Raw genomic sequence first — 3,788 nt, 5'->3', positions numbered from 1 at the left:
CATGCGCCGAAAGGGCAATCGAGTAAAGCCGCGAGCTTATCAGGCCGCCACGACCAATGGCTACCGGCATGAGAGCAGGAATCTTGCGATAAGTTCAGGGATTAAAACGCATTTGGCTAAAGGCACGATGAAGCTTCTGTCATCTATTCCTGACAAGGACCGACTCCCCTCCCCCCCACCATCTGGCGTAATGGCCACTTGCCGCACAGGGCCAAGCTCAGGCATAACAGCGCAACAACTCGACAAGGATGTTTATCTTGCGCCTCTTATTCCGTGTACTGACCCTGATCGTCGTACTGCTGGGACTCGTCCTCGCGTTGGTTTTGTACTACGTCGCCAATCCGAAATTACCCTTCTATAGCCCCGTCCAACAGGTGCACTACCTCAATCAGTGGACTGAGCAAGAGCGGCAAACCTACTATTTCACACCCCAGGGCACCCAAGTCAAAGGGCTGCGCTATGAGTGGTTCCAGGCCTTGGAATTACCCTTCTCTGAGCAACGTTTTGCCTCCCCCGACTACCTCGCTCGCTTCGGTTTTTTGATTGATCCGCAGCAAAAAGCCACACCGACAAACCCCGGTAATCTGCCAGTAGGCTTTGCCCGACACCAAAATCCCGGCAGCTCCGAGCAGTACCTGGACATCACTTGCGCGGCTTGCCACACCGGTGAATTGCGCTTCAAGGGTCAGGCCGTGCGCATCGACGGTGGCGCGGCGCAGCATGTTTTGCCTTCCAGCGTTCCTACACTCCGTGGCGGCAGTTTCGGACAAGCACTAGTGGCGAGCCTGACCTCGACTTACTACAACCCTTGGAAATTCGAGCGTTTCGCAAGACATGTATTAGGGGATGACTACAACGCGCACCATGAACAACTGCGCAAGGACTTCAAAACATCACTGAATACCTTCCTGAGAGTCGCCTGGAACGACACCCATCGCGGCCTCTACCCGACTGAAGAAGGTCCGGGACGCGCCGATGCATTCGGGCGCATCGCCAACGCTACGTTCGGCGATGCGATATCCCCTGCCAACTACCGCGTGGCCAACGCCCCGGTGGACTACCCGCAGTTGTGGGACATGTGGACCTTCGATTGGGTGCAATGGAACGGTTCGGCGCAGCAGCCGATGGCGCGCAACATCGGTGAGGCGCTGGGTGTCGGCGCTACCCTGAATTTCTTCGATGACAACCGCCAGCCACTGCAAGGCGATGCGCGTTATGCCTCAAGCGTTCGTGTGCGCGATCTGCACAAGATTGAAGAAACCATACAAAAACTTCAGCCACCCGCCTGGCCGGAGGCGTTATTCGGCGCCATCGACAAGCCACTGGCCGCCAAAGGACGCGCGCTGTTCGCGGAAAATTGCACCGGGTGCCACGTTCCGCGCAAGACTCAAGAAGGCGAACGCTGGGTGCAGCATTTGCACATGTTGCCCGTGGACGTCATCGGCACCGACCCAAACGCCGCCAACAACATTGCCAACCATCGCTTCGATCTGACAGCCCTGCAATGGGACCTCAAAGAACTGGAGGGCATGGATGTAAAACTGCATCCGACACCGAAGGAGCCGCTGGACCTGAGCCAGCTATCCGTGGCCAAGGGCCTGGCTTACGTCACCGCATTCGTCGAGAACCGGGCCTATCGCGAGGTCGGGGTCACGCCGCAGGAGAAACCACAACTCGACGGTTTCGGCCTGCCGATCGGTGTTCGTGAAAAAGTCGCCTATAAAGCGCGACCACTGGCGGGTGTCTGGGCCACTGCGCCGTTTCTGCACAACGGTTCGGTACCGAGTATTTATCAGTTGCTGTCACCGCAAGATGAACGCGCAGCCACCTTCTACAAGGGCACCTTCGAGTACGACCCACGACATCTGGGCTATCGCACCGAAGCCTTCACCAACGGTTTTCTGTTCGACACAAGAATCAGCGGCAACCATAACAGCGGCCATGAATTTCGCGCCGGCGAACGTGGTAACGGCGTCATCGGCCGACTGTTGCAGCCCGAAGAGCGCTGGGCGCTGCTCGAATACCTGAAAGTCCTTGGCGGCCCACTGGAGGCGCAATTGCCATGATCCTGTCGACCCTCAGGAAAGAATTACCGATGTTGGCCCGGCTCTGGTTGTGGCTGGGGCGTTTATTGGGCAAGACCCTGCTGATCATGCTTGTGATCGGCCTGCTCGGCTGGGCGGTCTCCGCGGCCTGGTTTGCCTGGCAGCATCGCGGCCCGGTTTCGGCGCTGGAGCAGGTTCCACCCGGTGAAGCGGACATGACTCAGGAGGTGATACAGACCGCTGTGCGTATCGTCGATCAACACCGTGAAGGCACGCGGTACCTGCGTGACGCGCATGCCAAGGCGCACGGTTGCGTGAAGGCTGAAGTGCAAGTGTTGGCGGATCTGCCGCCGGCGCTGCGTCAAGGCGTGTTCAGTGAGCCGGGTAAAACCTGGCCGGCGATGATTCGATTATCGAATGGTAACGCCTACCCGCAGTTCGACAGTATTCGTGACGCACGGGGCATGGCGATCAAATTGCACGATGTGCCTGGCAAACAGTTGCTGGAGAACCGCCAAGGACAACACGAACAGGACTTCGTGATGTTCAGCCATCCGAACTTCTTTGTCAGCGATGTCGCCGAGTACCGTCAGAATGTGGCGGCTCAGGCTGAAGGCAAAAAGACCACGGCGTTTTTTCCGGGATGGGATCCGCGCACTTGGCAAATCCGCCATTTGTTCATCGCACTGGCCACACTGTCGCCGCCGCCGGACAGTCCGACGGACACGACCTACTTTTCGGTGTCGCCCTACAAGTTTGGCGAGGCCAATGCGAAGTTCCGGGTAGCGCCCGACCCGGACCACTGCCCCGCCTACACGCTGCCCAAGCAGAACCACGACTTGCCAAATTTCTTACGCAGTGCGTTGAATCAGCAATTGTCGACGGATCGTGTGCCAACGTGTTTCGTCTTGCAGATCCAGCGCCAGGATGCGAACCATTACATGCCGATCGAGGACACCAGCATCGAATGGCGCGAGCAGGATTCACCTTTCGAAACCGTAGCGCGGATTACCTTGCCGCCGCAGGACTTCGACACGCCGGCGCTGAATCTGGCCTGCGACAACTTATCGTTCAACCCGTGGTTTGGCATTGAAGCGCATCGGCCCATTGGCGGGATCAATCGTCTGCGTAAAGCCGTCTATGAAGCTGTGAGTGACTATCGACATAGCCAGAATGCTGCACAGTAAACCTGGCACCCATTTCAAGTCGGGCCGGTAAATAGCAAACTCCAGACAGCAAAAAGCCCGCACTAGGCGGGCTTTGCTTGGTGATCTGGCGTTCAGTGTTCCAGATTACCGAATATGGCGCAGCGGACGGGACTCGAACCCGCGACCCCCGGCGTGACAGGCCGGTATTCTAACCGACTGAACTACCGCTGCGCGAAACGCTTGAAACGAATGGTGGGTGATGACGGGATCGAACCGCCGACATTCTGCTTGTAAGGCAGACGCTCTCCCAGCTGAGCTAATCACCCTTCGCTTCGTTACGGGGCGCATTATGCCACAAGTTTTCGTAATGTGTTGATTTAATTGAAGTTTTTTTCAAAAAAATCCGAAAACCGGTGAAACGACACAAACCCGATGGAACAAGGTACAAACTTGAGACAGAAAAAAACCCGCTTTAGCGGGTTCTTCCGTGGTGACCTGGCGTTCAGTGGTCCAGGTTACCGAATATGGCGCAGCGGACGGGACTCGAACCCGCGACCCCCGGCGTGACAGGCCGGTATTCTAACCGACTGAACTA

The 3,788-nt window shown here is 57.3% G+C and carries 2 protein-coding genes and 2 tRNA genes; 2 read left to right on the top strand and 2 right to left on the bottom strand.

The genetic code is table 11. The features are described from left to right. Nucleotides 1-257 precede the first annotated feature (257 nt). Nucleotides 258-2,066 (top strand): di-heme-cytochrome C peroxidase, encoded by a 1,809-nt coding sequence (locus ACIOU6_RS27650; protein WP_401139898.1) that lies wholly within the window; start codon nt 258-260, stop codon nt 2,064-2,066. A 29-nt stretch (nt 2,067-2,095) separates the two neighbouring features. Then, on the top strand, nt 2,096-3,232 hold the full coding sequence (locus ACIOU6_RS27645; RefSeq protein WP_401139899.1) for a catalase family protein: 1,137 nt from the start codon (nt 2,096-2,098) through the stop codon (nt 3,230-3,232). 115 nt (nt 3,233-3,347) lie between these two features. Here the strand turns inward: ACIOU6_RS27645 and ACIOU6_RS27640 are convergent. Next, nucleotides 3,348-3,424 (bottom strand) — tRNA-Asp (locus ACIOU6_RS27640). A 19-nt stretch (nt 3,425-3,443) separates the two neighbouring features. Beyond that, a tRNA-Val gene (locus ACIOU6_RS27635) sits at nt 3,444-3,519 on the bottom strand. Nucleotides 3,520-3,788 lie beyond the last annotated feature (269 nt).

It is taken from the genome of Pseudomonas sp. NPDC087615 (assembly GCF_044743445.1).
In the GTDB taxonomy this organism is placed as follows: Bacteria; Pseudomonadota; Gammaproteobacteria; order Pseudomonadales; family Pseudomonadaceae; genus Aquipseudomonas; species Aquipseudomonas baetica_A.
The sequence above is the reverse complement of the archived record's forward strand: the minus strand, read 5'-3'. Positions and strand labels throughout refer to the sequence as shown.

Coding starts and splice junctions, on each gene's coding strand:
- ACIOU6_RS27645 (WP_401139899.1), top strand. CDS start 2,096: ATGTTGGCCCGGCTCTGGTTGTGGCTGGGGCGTTTATTGGGCAAGACC.